This is a genomic window from Streptomyces sp. NBC_00335, assembly GCF_036127095.1.
In the GTDB taxonomy this organism is placed as follows: Bacteria; Actinomycetota; Actinomycetes; order Streptomycetales; family Streptomycetaceae; genus Streptomyces.
The window spans coordinates 8,560,531-8,576,521 of record NZ_CP108006.1 but is presented as its reverse complement, the minus strand read 5'-3'; the positions used below and the strand labels follow the sequence as shown (position 1 = coordinate 8,576,521).

At 68.7% G+C, this 15,991-nt stretch carries 17 protein-coding genes and 3 pseudogenes; 7 read left to right on the top strand and 13 right to left on the bottom strand.

Annotated elements, in window-relative coordinates; translation table 11 throughout:
- Positions 1 to 270: 270 nt before the first annotated feature.
- Positions 271 to 399 (top strand): annotated as a pseudogene (locus OHA37_RS38860) (IS630 family transposase); the annotation flags it as partial.
- A gap of 100 nt (positions 400 to 499) precedes the next feature.
- Here OHA37_RS38860 and OHA37_RS38855 read toward each other — a convergent pair.
- A complete protein-coding gene (locus OHA37_RS38855; RefSeq protein ID WP_266913954.1) occupies positions 500 to 985 on the bottom strand; it encodes a hypothetical protein in 486 nt (161 codons plus the stop codon).
- Positions 986 to 1,461: 476 nt separating this feature from the next.
- Between OHA37_RS38855 and OHA37_RS38850 the strand changes: the two genes are divergently transcribed.
- Positions 1,462 to 2,253, top strand: coding sequence for a hypothetical protein (locus tag OHA37_RS38850; RefSeq protein ID WP_266913952.1), 792 nt, complete (start codon positions 1,462 to 1,464; stop codon positions 2,251 to 2,253).
- 350 nt (positions 2,254 to 2,603) lie between these two features.
- On the opposite strand, the gene OHA37_RS38845 is transcribed toward OHA37_RS38850, so the two are convergent.
- The 5 genes and pseudogenes from OHA37_RS38845 to OHA37_RS38825 all read right to left on the bottom strand — a co-directional run bounded on the left by OHA37_RS38845 (position 2,604) and on the right by OHA37_RS38825 (position 6,044).
- A complete protein-coding gene (locus OHA37_RS38845) occupies positions 2,604 to 3,374 on the bottom strand; it encodes a transposase family protein (RefSeq protein WP_266913950.1) in 771 nt (256 codons plus the stop codon).
- Positions 3,375 to 3,484: 110 nt separating this feature from the next.
- Positions 3,485 to 3,751: pseudogene (locus tag OHA37_RS38840) on the bottom strand (GNAT family N-acetyltransferase); the annotation flags it as partial.
- Positions 3,752 to 3,861: 110 nt separating this feature from the next.
- Positions 3,862 to 4,023: a hypothetical protein gene (locus tag OHA37_RS38835; RefSeq protein WP_167346444.1), complete on the bottom strand. Its 162-nt coding sequence runs from the start codon at positions 4,021 to 4,023 to the stop codon at positions 3,862 to 3,864.
- 350 nt (positions 4,024 to 4,373) lie between these two features.
- Positions 4,374 to 5,313 (bottom strand): IS5 family transposase gene (locus tag OHA37_RS38830; RefSeq protein WP_443046277.1). Its coding sequence is split into 2 segments (ribosomal slippage): positions 4,374 to 5,177 and positions 5,179 to 5,313, totalling 939 coding nucleotides; the frame shifts between segments, so codons are not numbered across the junction.
- Positions 5,314 to 5,729: 416 nt separating this feature from the next.
- Positions 5,730 to 6,044, bottom strand: a complete 315-nt coding sequence (locus OHA37_RS38825) for a hypothetical protein (RefSeq protein ID WP_266913945.1) — start codon at positions 6,042 to 6,044, stop codon at positions 5,730 to 5,732.
- 344 nt (positions 6,045 to 6,388) lie between these two features.
- Here OHA37_RS38825 and OHA37_RS38820 point away from each other — a divergent pair, with 344 nt between their 5' ends.
- The 4 genes from OHA37_RS38820 to OHA37_RS38805 are packed head-to-tail and all read left to right on the top strand — an operon-like array spanning position 6,389 to position 9,255.
- A complete protein-coding gene (locus OHA37_RS38820; RefSeq protein ID WP_266913943.1) occupies positions 6,389 to 6,826 on the top strand; it encodes a hypothetical protein in 438 nt (145 codons plus the stop codon).
- An 11-nt stretch (positions 6,827 to 6,837) separates the two neighbouring features.
- Entirely contained in the window at positions 6,838 to 8,175 is a 1,338-nt protein-coding gene (locus tag OHA37_RS38815; RefSeq protein WP_266913941.1) for a hypothetical protein, read from the top strand.
- Between the two features lie 29 nt (positions 8,176 to 8,204).
- Positions 8,205 to 8,705, top strand: coding sequence for a hypothetical protein (locus tag OHA37_RS38810; RefSeq protein WP_266913939.1), 501 nt, complete (start codon positions 8,205 to 8,207; stop codon positions 8,703 to 8,705).
- A 34-nt stretch (positions 8,706 to 8,739) separates the two neighbouring features.
- Positions 8,740 to 9,255 (top strand): hypothetical protein, encoded by a 516-nt coding sequence (locus tag OHA37_RS38805; protein WP_266913937.1) that lies wholly within the window; start codon positions 8,740 to 8,742, stop codon positions 9,253 to 9,255.
- A 107-nt stretch (positions 9,256 to 9,362) separates the two neighbouring features.
- Here the strand turns inward: OHA37_RS38805 and OHA37_RS38800 are convergent, their stop codons facing one another.
- Together OHA37_RS38800 and OHA37_RS38795 are read right to left on the bottom strand one after the other, a co-directional pair.
- Positions 9,363 to 9,944: a YdeI/OmpD-associated family protein gene (locus OHA37_RS38800; protein WP_266913935.1), complete on the bottom strand. Its 582-nt coding sequence runs from the start codon at positions 9,942 to 9,944 to the stop codon at positions 9,363 to 9,365.
- Positions 9,945 to 10,075: 131 nt separating this feature from the next.
- A complete protein-coding gene (locus OHA37_RS38795) occupies positions 10,076 to 10,948 on the bottom strand; it encodes a hypothetical protein (RefSeq protein WP_266913933.1) in 873 nt (290 codons plus the stop codon).
- A 400-nt stretch (positions 10,949 to 11,348) separates the two neighbouring features.
- On the opposite strand from OHA37_RS38795, the gene OHA37_RS38790 reads away from it, so the two are divergent.
- Positions 11,349 to 11,939 carry a hypothetical protein gene (locus tag OHA37_RS38790; RefSeq protein WP_266913931.1) on the top strand — a complete coding sequence of 197 codons (591 nt, stop codon included), beginning with the start codon at positions 11,349 to 11,351 and terminating at the stop codon, positions 11,937 to 11,939.
- Between the two features lie 156 nt (positions 11,940 to 12,095).
- Here the strand turns inward: OHA37_RS38790 and OHA37_RS38785 are convergent, their stop codons facing one another.
- From OHA37_RS38785 to OHA37_RS38765, 5 genes and pseudogenes are all read right to left on the bottom strand, one after another.
- On the bottom strand, positions 12,096 to 12,434 hold the full coding sequence (locus OHA37_RS38785) for a hypothetical protein (protein WP_266913929.1): 339 nt from the start codon (positions 12,432 to 12,434) through the stop codon (positions 12,096 to 12,098).
- A 96-nt stretch (positions 12,435 to 12,530) separates the two neighbouring features.
- Complete coding sequence (locus OHA37_RS38780) at positions 12,531 to 13,292, bottom strand: isocitrate lyase/PEP mutase family protein (RefSeq protein WP_266913927.1); 762 nt, start codon at positions 13,290 to 13,292, stop codon at positions 12,531 to 12,533.
- Positions 13,293 to 13,447: 155 nt separating this feature from the next.
- A pseudogene (locus tag OHA37_RS38775) lies at positions 13,448 to 14,380 on the bottom strand (IS5 family transposase).
- A 56-nt stretch (positions 14,381 to 14,436) separates the two neighbouring features.
- Positions 14,437 to 14,904, bottom strand: a complete 468-nt coding sequence (locus tag OHA37_RS38770; protein ID WP_266913925.1) for a YxiG-like protein — start codon at positions 14,902 to 14,904, stop codon at positions 14,437 to 14,439.
- A 496-nt stretch (positions 14,905 to 15,400) separates the two neighbouring features.
- Positions 15,401 to 15,979, bottom strand: coding sequence for a TetR/AcrR family transcriptional regulator (locus tag OHA37_RS38765; protein WP_266913923.1), 579 nt, complete (start codon positions 15,977 to 15,979; stop codon positions 15,401 to 15,403).
- Positions 15,980 to 15,991: the final 12 nt, after the last annotated feature.

The window sequence follows — 15,991 nt, the reverse complement described above, 5'->3', positions numbered from 1 at the left end:
AGACGCTGACCACCACGCAGATCCCGCTGGACACCGGATCATTCCCGCAACAGCGGGACGGACATGGGGTACATGATCGGCGCGCCGTCGATGGGTCCATCCCCGCGCGTTCAGCGGGGCGGTCCAGGAAGATCGGACCAGCCGGCGCCATGTCGGGATCATCCCCGCATGCGCGGGAAAAGGGACAGCCTCGCTTGAAGCCACACGACCCGGCCTGGTTCATTCCCGCAGACGCGGAAACAGAATTGCTGACCTCCGACACTACGTGCTCTCGACGGCACGGACCACGCCGACCACAAGGAACAGGGCAGCATGATCCTCCGCTACATCATCTGGCGAAACCGCCACGAGGACGACCGACGCCTACGCGTCCTCGTCGACAGAGCGAACGTCGCCTGAACCTCAGCCGAGCCTCTTGAGGTCGTCTCATAGCCAAGCGACTCCTAAGACGACGTCGAGCCCCCGTCATTCATGTGCCGAGAGTGGCGGAGGTCGGCTGTCATGCACGCCGCAGGGTCGCTTCTTTTCCCCATTCCGACCCGCCGAGGAACAATGTGGCCCCCTTGAGGTTGAAGTCGATTTTCGCCTCGGCTCGGCATGTCCCCTTGGGGTCCTCGGTTATGACCTCGTGAATGACCAGCTTTTCGCCTATGACAGCCACCAGGGTCAGCTCTCCCTTGCACGGCGCCACGGGCCACTCGATCGTGCCGACCGCCTGGCCTTCTTTCCCTGCCCGCAGATTCACGATGATCAGCTCTTCGTCATTGCTTGTGGAACCGCGCCACGTCCCCGCCCAGCCTGCAGGGGTCCGGCCGCTGAGGGCCGGGGAGACAGGCGCCGCCGACAGGGAAGCATCCCCTTCGGGCGTCTTCGGCGCCTTCGGTTCAGTGGGCTGCGGGGTGCCCCCGGAAGGTGCGCCCCCGCCTGCCCCGGCTTCAGCCGTATCGCTTGAGCGCCGCCCCTCTGACGTCACCCCGTCGGCCATGGGAAACAACCAAGCCATTAGCCCAACGATGATGCCCAGGGCCGTGACACCCAGACTCGCAAATACCGGCCATGATGGCCTCGATTCAGCCACTCGCATCTCCCCCACTCCATGCACTCCTGTGACTGGTCCAATGGTGGCCGACGACCGGATTCGTCGCCAGGGAACCTGGCGCCGTGACTGGCGCAGTTCGGTAACCAACTGTCAATTGGGGTGACGGTCACGCGCCGCCCGACACAGCACCAAGACGGCACGTAAGAGCACAAGAGGGCAAACGTTGCCTGATGCGGCACTAGTACTACAGGGCTGGATTCCACAGCGGGCTCGGCACCATCCCGAGGTCGCGGCTCCTCTGCAATGGTGGGCGCAAGTTCCGTGCAAGGGGCTCACCCTGATGTGGCATCAGGGTCAGCTCGGGGTACGCCAAGGGGCCGCCCCGATAGTCCGCGATGCGGGCCCAGCGGCACGCTGAGGGCATGCAGATCACCACAGACAAGCGCACGCAGGCCGGCCTCCGCCGCACCGGCGCCGGAATCGCCTTCGCCGCCGTGCTCGGCGCCGCGGCCTTCACCGCCACCGGGGCCGCCGAGGCCGCCGAACCGCCCGCCGCCAACGCCCCGGCCGCCGCACCCGCCTACGACTTCGGCGACTGCCCCGCCATCCCCGCCGGGGTCGACGCGACCCGCTGGAAGTGCGAAGTCCTGACCGCCACGGGCTCGCTGACCCTCGGCAACCGCACCCTCCCCGAGCTCGCCCCGATGACCATCACCCACGCAGAGGGTCCCCTGCCCGACGGCTCGAACGGCCAGGTCTGGGGGGCCCTGCGCGGCGGGCCGACCACCGTGCCCGGCGGGATCCTCGGCTGGCCCGCCGGCGCGCACAACCCGCGGATGGCATTAACCCTCCAGCCGGAGTACGGCGGCCGCTCCGACTTCTACTCCGTCGGGAACAACATGGGCCTGTTCACCCTGCGCTTCCGCGCCGTCAGCCCCGCCCTGCCCGACGGCTGCGTCATCGGCGGCGGTGACGCCCCGATCGAGTTCCGCCTCAAGCGCTTGGGCAGCGCCCAGTTGGTCTCCACGAACCCGCCGATCATCAAGTTCAACGCGTACGACGACACCTTCACCACCCCGGCCGCGACCGGCTGCGGCCCCCTCGGCGGCCTCGTCAACAACCGCCTCGGCCTCCCCGCCACGACCGGAAACTCGATCAATCTGTCCGCGTACTACACGTTCAAGACGTACGACCAGCTTCCGCCGCGCGGCTGACCGTCACCATGGCGTAGAGGAGGCGACCCCGGCCGGCCGGAGTCGCGGCGTGCGCACGGGGTATCTGCGGCGGGTGCTGGCCTCGCTGGAGAAGAAGGCCGGCTCCAACGAGGGCACGATCCGCTGCAAGCGTGTGAACTGACCTCGACGACCACTACCCGGCCCCGAAGGCGAAGGCTGCGACCACTGAGCCTGGCTGACCTTCCGCCGGAAACACCAAGCTGACCCCTGGCGTTATCACTTCCGCCGACGCAGGCGACTCCGAACAACACAGATCCAGCCCCGTAGTACTAAAGGTTGTTGCAGAAGCGTGGGTGTGGGCGGGCTTGTATGTTGTCTGACCTGCTGTTTCACCGGGCCATAGCGAGGTTGTGCATGGTTGCGACGGCCTGGACGGCGTGGTGGAGGCTGTCGCCTTTCTGTCGGCAGTCGCGGAGGATCTTCCAGTTCTTCATGCGGGCGAAGGTGTGCTCGACGCGGGCGCGGACCCGTCGGTGTTCGGCGTTGTCCTCCTCCTGGCCGCGCAGGAGGGGCCGTCCGGCTCGTCTGCGGTGCGGGACGATGAGCCCTGTTCCGAGGTAGGCGCCGTCCGCGATGACAGTCGTCCCGGCCGCCGTCGCCGGTAGGTCCGATTCCCGCCAGACGTGGGCGTCGGCCTTGTTGCCGGGCGCTGGGCGTGCGCTTGCGACGACCAGGCGGCTGTCCGCGTCGATGATGACCTGCACATTCGCGGAGAAGCGGTAGTTGCGGGACGAGGCGGCGACGGTGCGGTCGCGGACGGGGATCAAGGTGCCGTCCACGATCCACAACCGGTCCACGTCGGCGACGGGTCGCGGGGCCGGCTCCAGCGCCAGGAGCGGACCCAGCCTGTTGATCACCCGGCAGACGGTGGCCGGGGAGATCCCGAAGAGCGGGGCGAGCTGGCGCATCGTGAGATTGGTTCGGTAGTAAACGGCCACCAGCAGCACCCGGTCCGGCAGTGGCAGGCACCATGGACGGCCTCCACCTGGGCCGTTTCCGCCCCGCTCCCGCACCACCTTCACGAGCTTCGCGAAACGGTCCATCCGTAGACCAGTGAACGTCTCCACCCACACCGACTCAGCCCGCAACACCCCACCCATACAAGAGGAATGCCCCATCCCAGACGTTCTGCAACAACCTTTAGGGCGTGTAGCGAAAGCACGGACAGGCCGGGCGGGTTGATGTCCCGGTCCGGCCCGTCCGCTCTCTGCTAAAGGTCGAGCTGATACTGGTGTGTCGTGTGCGTGGGTGTGTAGCCGAGACCGTCGTTGACCCGTCGCATGTGCGCGTTGCTGTCGGCGGTGTCGGTCAGGAGGCCACCGAGGTCCGGATAGTCCCTGTGGGCCTGTCGGATCGACTCGGCCTTCATCCATCGGCCGAGGCCGCGACCTCGGTGCTCGGGCAGCACCCCCGTGCCGTAGTGCTGGCCCTCGCCTGTGCCGTTGCCGGGGATGACGAGTTCGGTGAAGGCGGCGACGAGCCGCAGAGTTGAGCTCGGCCGCCTCTTGACTGACCCCCTGACCTGACACGACCTCTGAGACGGCGAAACGCCGTGGTATGCCGGGGCGTTTCGTGCGTGCGCTCAGTTCAGCGCAAGCCGTCTGTGTCGTCGTGCTCTTCGCCGACTGGGAGTGGCCGACGGTCCTCCACCGGGTCATCGCTGTAGATGACCGCGGAGACCGCGCTGTCGTAGGCATCGTCGAGACCGTTACCGCTTGCGCCGAGTATGTTCTCCCAGTCAATTCCCATACATACGAGCCTACCCGTAGTGTTCGAGGAACCGAGCGATGTGGGCGTTGAGCTCGTCCGCCTGGGCAAAGATCGCAGTTTCCTCTCCTGGGAGGATGGGCGGCGCGGTCGGCCTCGTCATCGGGCTAGGGTCCGTTCACCCGTGGCGGTGACTATGGCTGTTGAGTTCTCCACGCTGGCAGCCCAGCGCCCGATCGCGGACTCCTGGCACTGGGTAAGCCCGGCGTCGGCGGCCAGGGCGCGGGCCGTGCGGGCGGGGCGGCCGACCCCCACATGCTGGTCGTGCGAGAGCTTCCGCAGCGCTGCGGCATCCAACGTCCGGTGGGCGAGGCGCAGGGCCTCGCCGAGCCCTAGGTGTTCTGCCTTGGGAGGTTGTGGACGGCTGGGCAGTCGCGTGCATGCTGAAGCCACTGCTGCGTGTAGTTGAAGCGGGCGGTCGTACCGTGGACGATCCGACCGAGGAACAGCGACTTGTCGTACCGCGTGGCGACAGCGCGGTTCCTCATGAGGCGATTGATCCCACACTCGACCGCGTGGCGCTCGCGGTAGTCGGCCGGGTCGAAGCGCGGCGGCCGGCCGCCGCGGGAACCGAGCCTTCGGCGGTTGCGGGCCTGGTCGGCCTTGTCCGGGATGGTGCAGCGAATCCCGCGGCGGCGCAGGTAGCCGCGGTTCCTGCGGGAGGCGTACGCCTTGTCGGCCCGCACGCGGTTGGGGCGGACGCGTGGCCGTCCCGGACCGATGCGGGGCACGCGAATCTTGTCCAAAACGGGTTCGAACTGCGGCGAGTCGCCGCGCTGCCCGGCCGTGATCACGATCGACATGGGTTTCTGACCCTGCTCGACGGCCAGGTGCAACTTGGTGGTGAACCCGCCGCGTGAGCGACCCAGTCCGCGATCCTCGGGTTCGGTGAACACACCGCCTGGCGGTTCCTTCTGCAGGTCACCCTGCCTGCGGGCCCCAGCCGCATGCTGATGAGCACGACAGACCGTGGAATCGAGGCTCAGGTCCCACGTGATCCTCCCCTTCGCGTCGGCGAAGGACTGCAGCCGGGTGAAGACCTGATGCCAGGTGCCGTTCCGCTGGCACCGGCGGAACAAGTCGTAGACCCGGCCCCAAGGCCCGTACTCGACGGGCATGTCCCGCCACGCAACCCCCTGTACGGACCCGAAACCGTATGCCATCGATCAACCGCCGCCGAGGCCAGACAGGTGGCCGACCCGCCTTCGTGCCCTTCGGCAACAACGGCTCCAGCACCGCCCACTGCTCGTCCGTGAGATCTCCCCGACCCATGAACGGTGATCATCCACAGCACAAGATCCACTTTCGACAGACAGCCTAGGCGACCCGGCGCGTCGATCTGGGACTGTTGAAAGGTCCGGGGGTCTGACGATCAGCGGCCCGACTTTTGTCCGCGGACAAAAGTCGGGCCGGCTCGGAGTCCCGCTGGGAGTGTGCCGGGAGGTCCGCCGCTCCCCCGGCCGGAGCCTGCTCGGCGGCTGTCGGGCCCGCTGTCGCCGCCCCCTGGGCCTCGCGCAGGATCTCCCGCTGGGCCGCCTTCACCTGGACTTCTTGCTCCTTGGCCTCCCGCAGTAGTCCCAGCAGCTCGGCCGCGCCGGCGTCCGGGCGCTCCTTCGCGGCACGCGAGCCTGAGAGCATGCGTGGGCCCCGCCCACCGTCAGGTCGGCGGGGCCCAGTGATCGTGAACCTCAGCTGTGGGTCAATTGATCAGCTCGCACTTCGAACTCGACTTTCCCTTCCAGCGATTCGACTCCCCAAGGGGTGACGGAGATCTTGACTGTGTCCGGGGTGCCTGGGCTGCTGGCGCTGTCCAGGATGTCGCAGAGGATTCCCACCTCGACGGGATAGCCGGAGTTGGGGTGAAGGTCCTCACCACCGAACCGGGGCCACTTCTCGATGAAGGTCCATTGCTGGTGGTGCGCGTCGGTGAAGCGGACCTCGACCAGGCCGGGCTGGGGTTCGTCATCGACCCATCGGACCGCTTCACAACGTAGGAAAATCATGGCCGCACTCTGCCATCAGGGCCTGCCTGCGGCAGCCGGATTTCCAGGCCGGCCAGCTGATGGTGCTGTTACGGAGCCCTGCGCAGTGGGACGACGTCGGGAAGGCCCGTGGGCATCGAGGGCCGGGCGGCTTCTGGTGTCGCCAGGAGCGCGACGATGGTGACAATGGTGACGGGCTGCTGGCAGTGGTGGCAGTTGCGGGTCGCGGCGGGAATCCGGCCCCGGGCACCGCACCGGGCACCACCCTGACCTGGGAAGCGGCCCTGTAACGGAACCCGAGGGCGCTTGGCCCCCGATCCTTCGGTGTACATATGATCGACCCCGATCCATCGGGGGGCGCAGCCATGTCAGTTGAATTCGGCCAGGAGTGGAACCGGGCACACGCGGACGCCGCGGACCGGCAGGTGGACATGCGGCTGAACGGGGCGACAGGACCCACGGGTCCGTTCGCCCCCGGCGGCTCCGGGGACTTCGCCTCGACGCCCGCGGAGAAGAAGGCCGCCGCGGGCACGATCGAGACCGAACTGGAGCCGGGCACCAAGAAGGCCTCGGTACACGCGGACCAGGACACCGCCACGGCCCAGAAGGGCTTCGCCGGCTGGGAGACCGCCCACGGCCTGAAGACCGTCACGGACACCTGGCACCAGCAGGTGAAGACCCTGATGGGCCGCCTGTCGGGCGAGAAGAACTCGCTGCGCGGGGCCTCCTCGCTCTTCACCCGGAACGACACCGGGCTGGGCGACCAGTTCCTGGCGCCGCAGTCGAAGCTGAACGGTCTGTAGGGGGAACCGCGATGCCGACGTACCACGAAGTCATGACCATCGACCTGGGCCTGCTGACGACGGCCGCGGGCGCATGGGACGAGATGGCGGCCGAGTTGCACAAGGTCGAGACCCGCTACGGCGACACCGTCCAGAAGATCGGCACGGAGCAGACCTGGATCGGTGTCAGCGCCCAGGCCGCCCACACCGGCTTCGCGGCGACCCGGTACGAATACGCCGCCGCCCAGACCCAGGCCAAGGCGGTCGCGAGCCTGCTGCGGCAGTCCCACGAGAAGTTCGCCGAGCTGAGGAAGAAGCTGGAAAGCGCCCGCGCCGACGCCATCGCCGCCGGCATGACCGTCTCCGAGGGGGGCCGCGTCGCCTTCGACTACGGGAAGCTGACCCCCGCCGAGCGCAGCGCCTACCACCACGACCCCGACGGCCAGGCCTCCATCAGGGACGCGGTCAGCCGGTGGCAGGCGCACATCGACGACTGGGTGAAGGCCTTCACCGTGCTCGACGAGGGCGTCAGGACCGCCCTTGCTTCCGCCGTCGTCGACAGCAACCGCGACCTCCTGGGCCGGGGCGACGAGACGCTCAACGGGTTCAACGCCCACCCCGAGACCGACCTGGCCAAGGCGGGAGCGCCCCGGCCGGACAAGGACGTCGGCACGAAGACGGACGGGTGGACCGCCGAGGGCGAGACCACCTTCACGGGGCCCGACCTGGGTGCTTCGGCCACCGGCACCAAGTACGGCAAGGAGGCCTCGGCCAAGGCCTACGCCGACCTCTTCCACGCCACCGCGAAGGGTTCCCTGACCAACGGCGACCTGAAACTGTCCGGGATCGCCGACGGCTACGCGGGCGCCAGGGCCTCCGCGAACTGGGGATTCACCGACAAGGGCGTCAACGCCAAGGCCGAGGCCTCCGTGGGAGCACGTGCCCTGGTCGAGGGGCGCGTCGATTACGGGCATGTCGGCGCCTACGGCCGGGCCGAGGGATTCGCCGGCGCCGAGGCCCAGCTCGGGGCCCGTGCGGGCAAGGACGGGGTCACCCTCAACGCGAAGGCGTTCGCCGGGGCGAAGGGCTCGGTCGCCGGAGGAGCGGAGGTCGGCGGGATCGGCTTCGGCTCGACGGCGGAGGGCTGGTACGGTCCGGGGGCCGAGGCGAAACTGACCTTCGGCAAGGAGGACGACGGCAAATACCACTTCGGCGGCAAGGTGGGCCTCTCCCCCGGCAAAGGCGGCGCCGTGGGGCTCGAGTTCACCGTCGATCCCGACAAGGTCGTGGATGCCGCCGGCGACGCGGCCGACGCGGTCGGCGACTTCGCCGGCTCCGTCAAGGGCACCGTCGGCGGCTGGTTCGACTGATGCACGACCCCCTGGAAGGAAGGCCCGAGGTGCCCACGACACTGCCGGTCCCCATCGAGTTCGCCCTCCCGGAGAGCTGGCGGCCCGCACCCCTGGACGAGGTGGCCGCCGCCGGCGTGGCCTTCGTCGCTCTGCACCCCGAGCCAGACGCGGGATTCACCGCCAACATCACCGTCGACGGGGACTTCCGGCCGGACGCGGCGACGCTCGACGACATCGCTGACGAGTCGGTGGAGCGGCTGCGCGAGGCCGCGCAATCCGTGGTGCTGACCGCCCGCCGCGCGACCGGCACCGCGGACGCACCCGGCCTGGCCCAGCGGCTGAGTTTTTCGGCCCTCATCGACGGCACCCCCCGCGACCTCGTCCAGTCCCACGTCTACCTGACGGTCCTGGACCTGGCGGACCGGCGCAGGCGCGCGGTGATCCAGCTGGTCCTGACCGCCACCGCGGACCAGCACGACCATGTCCTGGGCGATTTCCAGGACTTCCTCCGCACGGTCCGCCCGGACACCGCCGGGACGGCGTCCTAGTGCGTCACTCCGACGCGGAAGGCAGGCTGCCCTGATGGGCCTCTTCGACAAACTGACCGGCACCAGGCACCCTGACAGCGGTGTCGCACAGCGTTCCGCGCAAGAGGTCCGGGAGGCCCTGCTCTCGCTCAACGGGCCGGACGTGCCGTACCTGGTACGCGCCGCCACTCCCGCGGAGGGCGCCGACCTGGTGGCCGAGTGGCGGATCCTTGAGCCGGCCTGGCGCACCTTCTTCGCCAGGACCCAGCTGGACCGGACGCTCAAGACCCGGATGCGCCTAGTCCCCGGGAACCACGAGGTGCGGACCGTCGACGAGCAGTGGGAGATCACCTGGGTCGGGGGCACCCCCAGCCTGGCGGCCTCGCGCGAATACTCCCGCGGGCAGGTGACCGCGGTCTCGCGCCGTTGGGAGATCGGGCGGGGGGCCGACGGCAAGCTGGAGAAGACGGAGACGTTCCGCTTCGATCCCGCGGACATGAAGGATCCACTGCGGGACGCCGTCCTCAGTGCCGGCTGGACCTGGCGCGGGGTCGCCTTCGGCAAGCTCTGACGGCGGGCTCCGACCTCGGGCTCCGACGGCGGGCTCCAACCTCGTGCTCCGACCGCGAGCTCCGACCGGATTCAACGGCAGGCCCTATGGACCCACAGTACGGTTGATCATGATGGCCGCTCGGACCTCGCCATCGTCGCCACCATCCGCTCCAGGCGGGCCAGCCGGGTCTTCTCGGTGCGGGCGGTGACCAGGCTGAGATAGAGGCCGAACTGGTCGGATTTGCCGAGCGTCTCGTAGAACGCCCGGGCCGCCGGGTCCGCGTCGAGCACCTCGACGAGATCCGGCGGTGCGGTGGCGTTCTTCTGCGAAGCGTATGCCGTCGCCCAGCGACCGTCCGCCCGCGCTGCCTCGACCTCGGCGAGGCCGCGGAGACGCATCCGTCCCTCGGCGATCAGGGCCTCGGCCTTGCCGACGTTCACCTGCGACCAGGGCGAGCGAGGGCGGCGGGGTGTCGTGCGCTGCAGGAAGTACGTGTCGTCGAAGCCGCGCCGCAGACCATCGATCCAGCCGAAGCAGAGCACCGTGTCGACCATCTCTTCCCAGGTGAGCGACGGGATGCCGGAATGCTTCTTGGCGATCTTCACCCAGAGCGCGGTCCGCTCCCCGTGATGCTCGTCGAGCCACGCCTCCAGCTCGGCCGGGCTCGCGGGGACAAGAATCTCGACGCCGTCCTCGTATTTCTGCATAAACCGCAGGCTAGAGGCTATGTAGGACAGACTCTGACCTACTTTGGACTCGCAGTCCCCCCGACGCCGCCGAACTTCACGGCCTCCGCCGGGAGGATCCAGGCCTGGGTCGGAAGTTCAGGATCAGGTTCTCAGGAGTCCGTGAGCTTCTCGACCTTCCGGGCCGCAGCCTTCACGCGGGTGCGCGCCTTCGCAGTCACGCGTTCGGCTTCCCGTAGGCGGGCGAGGGCATCCGCCCTCGCCGCACGTGCCGCCTCCAGCTGCTGCGTCGCGGCCCGTACGCCTTCCTCAGCCGCTTCGACCGCCGCGCGTGCACGCTCCGCCAGCTCGAGCGCCGCCGCCTGGCCGGCCTCCAGGCGCACCTCCTCCGCCCGGGCCTCGCTCAACTCCGCCTCGACCGCCTCCACGCGCTCTCGGCGTGCGAGTGCAGCCGCGGCATCCGGTGCTGGAGGGGGCCGGTGGCCCTTCGGCGATCCGGCGGGTGCCGGCTGGATCGATCGTGGTGGTGCGGCGCCCGGCTGTGGTTCAAGACCGGCGAACCCCGACACCGGGTCCGGGGTCGTCGCGAGACGGCCCGCCTCCCACTGCGCGGCGACGTCGGCATCGGCGACGACGCCGTGGAGGATCTGCTCGACCTCCCGCTGCACCGGCTCGCTCACCGCCTGACCCGCCTCCACCGCCAGGACGCGCGCCGTGCGCGCGAGCTCGCCGATCACCACATGCTGATCATGCGACAGCTTTCGCAACTGCCCGGCGTCCAGCGTCCGGTGCGCCGCACGGAGCGCCTCGCCGAGCTGGACCAAGCCGTGCGCCTCCTTGGGCCGGTGGCGGGCTAGTAAGCCGGCGGTCCACGCCGCGGCCGTCGGCTTGCGCAACGCCGCGATCGCCTTGGCGAGGTCCTTGTCTCCGGCCGTGCGGGCCTTCGCCACCTGCGCGTCCCGGGCCGCGGTGAACTCCGACGGCCTGAGCCCGTACAACTCTGCTGCCACCGACTCCACGTCCATGACCAAAGTCTCCCGCCCACGCCGCAGACTCTCCGACACCTCCCAGGACACCGCGCGTCGGCCAGGGCAGTCAGCGGCAGGTACCCGCCAGGCCGCCCGGAGGGCGCTCAGCACCCCTTGTCCAGGGTCGGGCGAGGCCCCGGGGCGGGCTGCCGGGCGCTGCTGGTGTACGTCATGTCGAGCTCCTCACGCAGGTAGCGCGGGGGTCCGAATTGAATCCCCCGTCACTTGCTGGAGGTATGGCAAGAGTCAACGGTGTGACATTCGCCCGGGCGCCGTTACCGAGCCACCGCGTGCCTGACCCGGCCGTGCGCCGTGCCGTTGCGGATCTGCCGCCTCGGGCTTCGCTTCCGCCGAGGCACGAGATGCACCCCCGCGACAGGGCTGTCACGCTGGTCGTATGACGCTGGGTGTCTTCCCCGTCGGACGTGTCCATCACGTCGGGCACGTCGAGTCGCGGGTTCAGGACGTGCGGGGCGAACCTGCCCTCCTGGAGGTCTACACGGGCTGGATCAACGCCGACGTGGCCGGGGTGGGCGGGCAGCTCGTGAGCATCGACTTCGCTTCGTTCCTGCCGTACTCGGGAACGCGGGTCAAGCAGTACCCGCAGGAGCTGACCCCCGACGTAGCCGTCATCGCCGAGGTGCAGACGGTTGTTCACGAGGACGACGAGACCACCTGTCACGGCATCGACTTCGCCGTTGTCGCCCTGGAGACCCAGAACCAGCTGCCTGTGGACCCTCCGCCCCGGTGCCTCGTCCTGCGGGGCCGGTTCGCACTGCAGGACGTCCTGGTGAACAGCATGAGCTACCAGGTCACCCTGCTCTGGCCGCTCTACGACCCCTCCCGGTCCTCGATCTGCCGGCTCACGCGGGGCCGGGCTAGCCCCGACCCTGCACGCCGGGTGAGGAACTCCCGAAACAGCCGCGTGGTCTGCGCCGGCGCGGGTTCAGCCAGGGAGAAGACAGAAGCCGCCGTCAGCAGATCTTAAGGCGGTAAACGTGCTGGTCAGCGCACCGCCAAAGTAACGAAAAGAGGCAACCGGTGGGTCACCGACCGCGTTCGCCTTTTCAACCGCCCTGCTACCCACCACCGGTTCGGGTTCAGCGAAGGAGGGCAGATACCCCGCCCAGTCCAGGCCGCGGTACTAGTCAAGGTACTCCGCCTGCCGGGCCGTCAGGATGCCCGCGCCGACGCCTTGTTTGGTGAGCCCGGGCAGCGGCTTCTTGCCCGCGTCGGGGATGCGGTCGCGCAGCACGAACTCCACGGCGATCAGGGAGTGCATGACCGCCACGGTGGAGTACTCGTGGCAGTAGTACGACTGGCGCAGCAGTTCGCGGGCGGTGCGCAGGACCGTCGCCGCGGCCTCAGACACGCCGTCGGGCACGACCAGGTCCCGGGCGAGGTCGTGCATGTCGGCGTAGCTGTCGACGAAGTGGTGGGCGCATTCGTCCGGGACCGGGAACGGCAGCCGCTGCGTGGCCATCCGCGGAGTCTCCCAGCGGCGCGCCCCGGGCGGCAGCGGGTTCCCTCGGTTCGTCGCTCAGCGTGCCCAGACGGAGACTTCTCCCCCCTCGCTACCTCAAAGCGCCCATGGTCCGAGCATGTCCTTCATGGCATCCGTCATCGCGGTTTGCAGCAGCGGGCCGTAGGTGATCCTGCCGACACCAAGGCGGCGAAAGCGCTCAAGATCGTGCTTGACGGGATGGGCCGTGGAGTTCACCGGAACGGCGACGGCATCGGTCACCGCTGCGAGCAGGTCGTCGTTGTCCTGGATGCGCACTGGGTAGACGCTGTCGGCGCCGGCCTGTTCCATGGCCAGCAGCCGTTCGATCGCCTCGTCGAGGGCGGCGGAGGCATCCTCCGCGTGCGCGAAGACGTCCGTGCGCCCGTTGATCCAGACCGGGATTCCCGCGTCGTCAGCCGCCGCGCGCAGGCCTGCGATGTAGCTCGCGTGCTCCTGCGTGGTGCGCAGACGTCCGCCGTCCGAGTGGACGGTGTCCTCGATGTTGAGACCGGCGCCGCCGACCTCGGTGAGTCCGGCAATGAGATCGGCGGGCTCGTGTCCGTACCCGGACTCCAGGTCCACGGACACCGGGACGTTGACCGCCGCGATGATCGGCCTGACGGCGGCAAGTACCTCCTGGAAGGTCTGTCCCTCCTGGTCCTCGGCCCCCCGGGAGGCTGCGAGCGGATGACTGCCGACCGTCAGCGCGGGAAACCCGGCGTCGGCTGCCGCCCGCGCGGACCACACATCCCAGACGGTAGGCAGCACAAGCGGCTTGTACTCGGCGTGTAGCTGCTTAAGGCGCTGCGCGCGCTCAACAGTGGTGCGAAAGTCCATATCGGGAACGCTACCCCCGGATCACCGCCAACCACACGTCGACGGGGCCTGTCGCCGTGACGGAAAGCGCACCGAGCCGCCGACGCCGTGCGGTCTTGAGGAAGAGACCCGAGGGGGTATGCACGCCCACCTACAGCTAGGACTTGTCCGGGCGATCACGTTCGCAGCCAGATGGTGAGGGTTGCTGCTGTTGCGGTGCCGAGGTAGCCGTAACCGCGTTCGTCGTAGCGAGTGGCCACCGCCCGGTGCTGTTTCAAGCGGTTGATGGCCCGTTCGACGGTGTTGCGTTTCTTGTACCGCTCTTCGTCGAAGCCTGGCGGCCGTCCGCCGCGTGAGCCTTTGCGCAGGCGAGCGGCCTGGCTGTCGGTCTTCTCCGGGATCGTGTGCCGGATGCCCCGGCGCCGGAGGTACCCGCGGCACGGCCCGTTGCTGTAGGCCTTGTCGGCCGCGACGCTGTCCGGCTTCTTACGGGGCCTTCCAGGCCCGAGCTTCGGGACGCGGATCTTCTCCATGACTGGTTTGAACTGCGTGCAGACTGCCCGCTGACCTGGGGTGACGATGAGGGGGACAGCGGGCGGCAGCGGCCGTCGGCACTCAGGTGAAGTGTGCTGGTGAACCCGCCGCGCGAGCGGCCCAGGCCCTCACCTCCCGCACCACCTCCACCAGGTGGCCGTACAAGCTCTGCCACGGCGTCTCGTCCTGGTGTTCTGGGGCTTCGGCCCCCTTTGAGGCGGGGCCGGCGGCGGGTCGGTGCGGGCGCCAGCCGCGTGCTGATGCGCCCGCACGCTGGTTGAGTAGACCGAGATGTCCCAATCAATCTCGCCTGCCGCATCGGCTGCGGCCTGGACCTGCTGGAGCAGACGTTCCCAGGTGCCGTCGGCAGACCACAATCGGTGGCGTTCGTGGACGGTCTTCCATGGCCCGAACCGTTCGGGCAGGTCACGCCACTGAACCCCAGTCCGCACCCGGTGCAGAATCCCGCCGATCACCTGTCGGTGGTCCCGCCACCTGCCACAACGCCTGTTGTTGACCGGCAGAAACGGCCGCAACCGTTCCCACTCCGCGTCACTCAGATCACCCCGCCCCATGGCAGGCAGAACGATCCGAAGCCACGCCAGTCACAAGATGACGCGAACCCTGCTTCTCAGTCCGTGACGAAGGGCGCATATCCGACCGGGACCTCGCTCACCTCAAGGTCCGAGAAGAGCAAGGTCAGATCGTGCGCGTTGGTCTCGATGTGAACCTCTCGGAAGTCGATCCCGACTGCCTTCGACCAGCGGCGCGTAGCCTCTGACTCAGGACGAAGCTCGGCACCGTACAGCTCGTGAAACCTCACGCCCCAGACGTAACCGCCAAGGTCGGGGTCAGCGGTTTCGGAGTCGAGGAGCCTGTCGTCCAAGGAATCCCGCCAGGTGTCCATGGACAGGAACGTCTCGCATCGGGCCTCGACGCAGTACCGGAAGAGGTACCGCAGGTAGGTCGGAGGGACCTGGGGGCCGTTCCACACGTGGACGATGACCTCGTAGTCACGCATATAGTTGGTGTATCCGTGATGCACGACAAGTTGTTCGATATTCTCGTCCAGCGTCCGCTGAAGCTCTGCGGTGTCCATGCCCCCCTTCTACCTCAATCAACAAGCCCTTCGACAGCGAGATTCCGAGGCGCTGGGCACCCGTCGCCCGATAGATCGCCCGGACAGGTCCTAGCCGACTCGGTGTTCGTCAACGGCCAGACTTTCTCGTTCTCGCCACCTTCGGTTCCGTTGGGGCTGCTGGTAGACCCCGGCCGCGCGGACCCACTACGAGGCCAAACAGCTGATCTTCTCCTCGGCGACACCCGCATCCGCCCCCGCTCGAACGACGCCTCGCCAGTACCTCGTCCCGAGGCTCGTCAGAAACTCCGTTCGCCGCCCCGAAACGATGCCCTCCGGCCCGGCGTTCGTCACCCATCGGGACAGTTCAGAGAAGTGACCAGGCCGAAGCTGATCGCGCCGGACCTCCACTCACCCGCCCCGCATCCACTCCAGCGTCGCACCCAGCCCACCGCACCGCGCCAACCAGATGACTTCGAGCACAGCGGGAAGCCGCCGGGCGGTGAATTCGCCCCAGTCAGGGTGTGCGTACACCGTCGATGGCGATCGCCAGCAGCAGGTCGGCCTCGGCCGGGCCGTCGGTGTCTTGCTCGGTGGCCAGCGCGATGGCGCCTACGAGCTTCAGCAGCAGCGTGATGGTGATGCCGGGACGCACGGCGTCTGCCGCTTGGGCGCGTGCCAGGAGGGCGTCTCCAGCGGTGGTGATCATGCCGTGGCAGGTTTCGCCCAGCGCCGGGTCTCCGTCCCGCATCAGCGACGCCCCCAGGCCCCGGTTGGCCACGGCATGCGCGCCGACGGCGTGTAGCCAGGTGGACAGGGCCTGGCCCGGGTCGCCTTCCGCGAGGAGCTCGTCCGCCTTGGCGCAGAGAACCGCCACCCGGTCCTTGAAGACCGCTTCCAGGAGCTCATGCCGGGACGGGAAATGTCGGTGCAGGGTGGCCGAGCCGACTCCGGCGCGGCGCGCGACCTCCTCCAGGGAGGCCTCGGCGCCGTGCTCGGCGATCAGGGCGCCGGCGGCGGCCATGATCTTCTCGACGTTGCGGCGGGCGTCGGCGCGCAGCGGCCGACGGGGCGGGGTGGTGGCGTCCTTCGGCACGGGTGCTCCTGA

Bases quoted from the DNA above. Each gene is read 5' to 3' on its own strand.
- OHA37_RS38855 (WP_266913954.1), bottom strand. From the start codon at position 985: ATGGCCGACGGGGTGACGTCAGAGGGGCGGCGCTCAAGCGATACGGCT.
- OHA37_RS38850 (WP_266913952.1), top strand. From the start codon at position 1,462: ATGCAGATCACCACAGACAAGCGCACGCAGGCCGGCCTCCGCCGCACC.
- OHA37_RS38845 (WP_266913950.1), bottom strand. From the start codon at position 3,374: ATGGGTGGGGTGTTGCGGGCTGAGTCGGTGTGGGTGGAGACGTTCACT.
- OHA37_RS38835 (WP_167346444.1), bottom strand. From the start codon at position 4,023: ATGGGAATTGACTGGGAGAACATACTCGGCGCAAGCGGTAACGGTCTC.
- OHA37_RS38825 (WP_266913945.1), bottom strand. From the start codon at position 6,044: ATGATTTTCCTACGTTGTGAAGCGGTCCGATGGGTCGATGACGAACCC.
- OHA37_RS38820 (WP_266913943.1), top strand. From the start codon at position 6,389: ATGTCAGTTGAATTCGGCCAGGAGTGGAACCGGGCACACGCGGACGCC.
- OHA37_RS38815 (WP_266913941.1), top strand. From the start codon at position 6,838: ATGCCGACGTACCACGAAGTCATGACCATCGACCTGGGCCTGCTGACG.
- OHA37_RS38805 (WP_266913937.1), top strand. From the start codon at position 8,740: ATGGGCCTCTTCGACAAACTGACCGGCACCAGGCACCCTGACAGCGGT.
- OHA37_RS38800 (WP_266913935.1), bottom strand. From the start codon at position 9,944: ATGCAGAAATACGAGGACGGCGTCGAGATTCTTGTCCCCGCGAGCCCG.
- OHA37_RS38795 (WP_266913933.1), bottom strand. From the start codon at position 10,948: ATGGACGTGGAGTCGGTGGCAGCAGAGTTGTACGGGCTCAGGCCGTCG.
- OHA37_RS38790 (WP_266913931.1), top strand. From the start codon at position 11,349: ATGACGCTGGGTGTCTTCCCCGTCGGACGTGTCCATCACGTCGGGCAC.
- OHA37_RS38785 (WP_266913929.1), bottom strand. From the start codon at position 12,434: ATGGCCACGCAGCGGCTGCCGTTCCCGGTCCCGGACGAATGCGCCCAC.
- OHA37_RS38780 (WP_266913927.1), bottom strand. From the start codon at position 13,292: ATGGACTTTCGCACCACTGTTGAGCGCGCGCAGCGCCTTAAGCAGCTA.
- OHA37_RS38770 (WP_266913925.1), bottom strand. From the start codon at position 14,904: ATGGACACCGCAGAGCTTCAGCGGACGCTGGACGAGAATATCGAACAA.